Annotated in this window: 3 protein-coding genes and 1 pseudogene; 3 read left to right on the top strand and 1 reads right to left on the bottom strand. The window is 55.7% G+C overall.

The features are described from left to right. Positions 1-39: 39 nt before the first annotated feature. Positions 40-696 carry a tetracycline resistance transcriptional repressor TetR(D) gene (gene tetR(D) / locus ACOTX4_RS25495; protein WP_000113282.1) on the bottom strand — a complete coding sequence of 219 codons (657 nt, stop codon included), beginning with the start codon at positions 694-696 and terminating at the stop codon, positions 40-42. A 95-nt stretch (positions 697-791) separates the two neighbouring features. Here tetR(D) and tet(D) point away from each other — a divergent pair, with 95 nt between their 5' ends. The 3 genes and pseudogenes from tet(D) to ACOTX4_RS25480 all read left to right on the top strand — a co-directional run. Beyond that, positions 792-1,976 (top strand): tetracycline efflux MFS transporter Tet(D), encoded by a 1,185-nt coding sequence (gene tet(D), locus ACOTX4_RS25490; RefSeq protein ID WP_001039466.1) that lies wholly within the window; start codon positions 792-794, stop codon positions 1,974-1,976. 94 nt (positions 1,977-2,070) lie between these two features. Further along, the gene (locus ACOTX4_RS25485) at positions 2,071-3,180 is read left to right on the top strand and encodes an S-(hydroxymethyl)glutathione dehydrogenase/class III alcohol dehydrogenase (RefSeq protein ID WP_000842134.1); all 1,110 of its coding nucleotides are present in this window, start codon (positions 2,071-2,073) and stop codon (positions 3,178-3,180) included. A gap of 21 nt (positions 3,181-3,201) precedes the next feature. Then, positions 3,202-3,624, top strand: a pseudogene (locus ACOTX4_RS25480) (alpha/beta hydrolase-fold protein); the annotation flags it as partial. Positions 3,625-3,748: the final 124 nt, after the last annotated feature.

Raw genomic sequence — 3,748 nt, 5'->3', positions numbered from 1 at the left:
GAAAATGCCGGCCTTTGAATGGGTTCATGTGCAGCTCCATCAGCAAAAGGGGATGATAAGTTTATCACCACCGACTATTTGCAACAGTGCCGTAAGCTGCACCTCAAACCCCCGGATCAGGCTCTCCAGGCCATGCAGAAAGGCCTGCTCACCATCATCACTGTCCATAATCTGCAGCGCTTCCCGCAATAGCGGCGGCAGGTTTTCGTCCGGTGCTGCAGGGCGGTCGGTCAGGGCGGCAGTATGCTCCTGCTGCTCCAGTACGGCACCAAGGGTAAAATGACTGACCGCTGAAATCGCATATAACCCGTCGCGCAGTGAAAAGCCGTTTTCTGTCATAAAGCGTAACTGGGTTTCCACCGTATCATACTGTTTTTCATCAGGGCGGGTGCCGAGGTGCACTTTTGCCCCGTCACGGTAACGCAGCAGCGCCCGGCGGAAACTCATTGCATTATTGCGCAGAAATGACTGCCAGGATTCCCCCGCCGCAGGCAGTGAATAATCATGATGACGCGCCAGGATCTCCACCGCCAGCGCATCCAGTAACGCCCGTTTATTTTTCACATGCCAGTAAAGTGTCGGCTGTTCTATTCCCAGCTTCTGCGCCAGCTTGCGGGTCGTCAGCCCGTCAATCCCTGTCTCATTCAGCAGTTCCAGTGCCGCATCAATAACCGATTCTCTGTTCAGCCGTGCCATGACCGTCTCCTCCGATTTTCAGATTGACACTCTATCATTGATAGGGATATATTCCAACTCTATCAATGATAGGGAATTAACACAGGATCTGAAAAATGAATAAACCCGCTGTCATCGCGCTGGTGATTACACTGCTGGACGCGATGGGAATTGGTCTGATCATGCCGGTATTACCGTCACTGCTGCGGGAATATCTCCCGGAAGCGGATGTGGCAAACCATTACGGCATTCTGCTGGCGCTGTATGCGGTGATGCAGGTCTGTTTTGCTCCGCTGCTGGGCAGATGGTCAGATAAGCTGGGGCGCAGACCGGTGCTGCTGTTATCCCTGGCGGGTGCCGCGTTTGATTACACACTGCTGGCACTGTCCAATGTGCTGTGGATGTTGTATCTCGGGCGGATTATCTCCGGGATCACTGGTGCCACCGGCGCGGTTGCGGCTTCGGTAGTGGCGGACAGCACGGCGGTCAGCGAGCGTACCGCCTGGTTCGGCCGTCTCGGTGCGGCCTTTGGTGCCGGGCTGATTGCCGGGCCGGCTATCGGCGGACTGGCGGGGGATATCTCACCGCATCTGCCGTTTGTCATTGCGGCAATACTGAATGCCTGCACCTTTCTGATGGTCTTTTTTATCTTTAAACCGGCGGTACAGACAGAAGAAAAACCGGCGGAGCAGAAACAAGAAAGCGCAGGTATCAGCTTTATCACACTGCTTAAACCTCTGGCGCTGTTGCTGTTTGTCTTTTTTACCGCGCAGCTTATCGGGCAGATCCCGGCCACTGTCTGGGTATTGTTTACGGAGAGCCGCTTTGCCTGGGACAGCGCGGCGGTCGGTTTTTCACTGGCGGGACTCGGGGCGATGCATGCACTGTTTCAGGCGGTGGTTGCCGGGGCGCTGGCAAAACGGCTGAGTGAGAAAACCATTATTTTCGCCGGATTTATTGCCGATGCCACCGCGTTTTTACTGATGTCTGCTATCACTTCCGGATGGATGGTGTATCCGGTCCTGATCCTGCTGGCAGGCGGCGGAATTGCACTGCCTGCATTGCAGGGCATTATCTCTGCCGGGGCATCGGCGGCAAATCAGGGAAAACTACAGGGTGTGCTGGTCAGCCTGACCAATCTGACCGGCGTGGCGGGCCCGCTGCTGTTTGCTTTTATTTTCAGTCAGACACAGCAGAGTGCGGACGGTACGGTGTGGCTGATTGGCACGGCACTGTACGGTCTGCTGCTGGCAATCTGTCTGCTGATCAGAAAACCGGCACCGGTGGCGGCCACCTGCTGACCGGCGCTATACAGGCAGCGCTGTTGTGCGGTATGGTGGACGGCATTCGTGCTTATCGCCTGCCATGATAAGCCTCAGACACAGAGGAACCGTTATGAAATCACGCGCAGCAGTCGCCTTCGGGCCGGGTTTACCCCTTGAAATTGTTGAAATTGATGTGGCACCGCCGAAGAAAGGTGAAGTGCTGGTGAAAATCAGTCACACCGGGGTATGCCATACCGATGCCTACACGCTTTCCGGTGATGATCCGGAAGGTCTGTTCCCGGTGGTGCTCGGCCATGAAGGTGCCGGGGTGGTGGTTGAGGTCGGTGAGGGCGTGACCAGTGTGAAACCGGGCGACCATGTGATCCCGCTGTACACCGCCGAGTGCGGCGAGTGTGATTTCTGTACCTCCGGTAAAACCAACCTCTGTGTTGCCGTCCGCGAAACCCAGGGCAAAGGCGTGATGCCGGACGGCACCAGCCGTTTTTCGTATAACGGTCAGCCGCTCTATCACTATATGGGCTGCTCGACATTCAGCGAATATACCGTTGTGGCGGAAGTATCACTGGCGAAAATCAATCCGCAGGCCAATGCGGAGCAGGTTTGCCTGCTCGGCTGCGGCGTGACCACCGGGATCGGCGCGGTACACAATACCGCGAAGGTACAGGAAGGGGATTCTGTGGCGGTATTCGGCCTCGGCGGTATCGGGCTGGCCGTGGTGCAGGGCGCACGTCAGGCAAAAGCGGGGCGCATCTTTGCCATCGATACCAATCCATCCAAGTTTGAGCTGGCAAAACAGTTCGGCGCCACAGACTGCATTAATCCCAATGATTATGACAAACCTGTTCAGCAGGTGCTGGTCGAAATGACCAAATGGGGTGTGGATCATACCTTTGAATGTATCGGCAATGTCAATGTGATGCGGTCGGCGCTGGAAAGTGCGCACCGTGGCTGGGGGCAGTCGGTAATTATCGGGGTGGCGGGTGCCGGAAAAGAGATTTCAACCCGTCCGTTCCAGCTGGTGACCGGCCGGGTCTGGAAAGGCACGGCGTTCGGCGGCGTGAAAGGGCGTACCCAGTTGCCGGGAATGGTGGAAGATGCCATGAGCGGCAAAATCGAGCTGGCGCCGTTTGTCACGCACACCATGGAACTGGATAAAATCAATGAAGCTTTTGATTTGATGCACGACGGCAAATCCATCCGCACAGTCATTCATTACTGATAACGTATTCAGGGAGATACTATGGAACGGATTGAACATCACGTCTGTTTCGGCGGCAGCCAGGAAGTCTGGCGTCACCACTCTGCGGTGACCGGCACGCCGATGACTTTTTCCGTGTTTCTGCCGCCGCAGGCAAAAACAGAGAAATGTCCTGTGCTGTACTGGCTTTCCGGGCTGACCTGCAACGAGCAGAATTTTATCACCAAAGCCGGGGCACAGCGTTACGCAGCGGAACACGGCCTGGTGATTGTCGCGCCGGATACCAGTCCGCGCGGCAGTCAGGTGGCGGATGATAAAGAGTACGATCTCGGCCAGGGTGCCGGGTTTTATGTCAATGCCACACAGGAGCCGTGGAAAGCGCATTATCAGATGTATGATTATATTCTGAATGAGCTGCACACCCTGGTAAGCGGGCATTTCGGCACATCGGAAAAACGGGCACTGTTGCAAAGTTAGCGATGAGGCAGCCTTTTGGGCACTGTTGCAAAGTTAGCGATGAGGCAGCCTTTTGTCTTATTCAAAGGCCTTACATTTCAAAAACTCTGCTTACCAGGCGCATTTCGCCCAG

Source organism: Enterobacter cloacae complex sp. IR5459 (assembly GCF_049238005.1).
Taxonomy (GTDB): Bacteria; Pseudomonadota; Gammaproteobacteria; order Enterobacterales; family Enterobacteriaceae; genus Enterobacter; species Enterobacter hormaechei_C.
Note: the sequence above shows the minus strand (reverse complement) of the source record. Positions and strands in the feature narration are given on the sequence as shown.

Bases quoted from the DNA above. Each gene is read 5' to 3' on its own strand.
- ACOTX4_RS25485 (WP_000842134.1), top strand. From the start codon at position 2,071: ATGAAATCACGCGCAGCAGTCGCCTTCGGGCCGGGTTTACCCCTTGAA.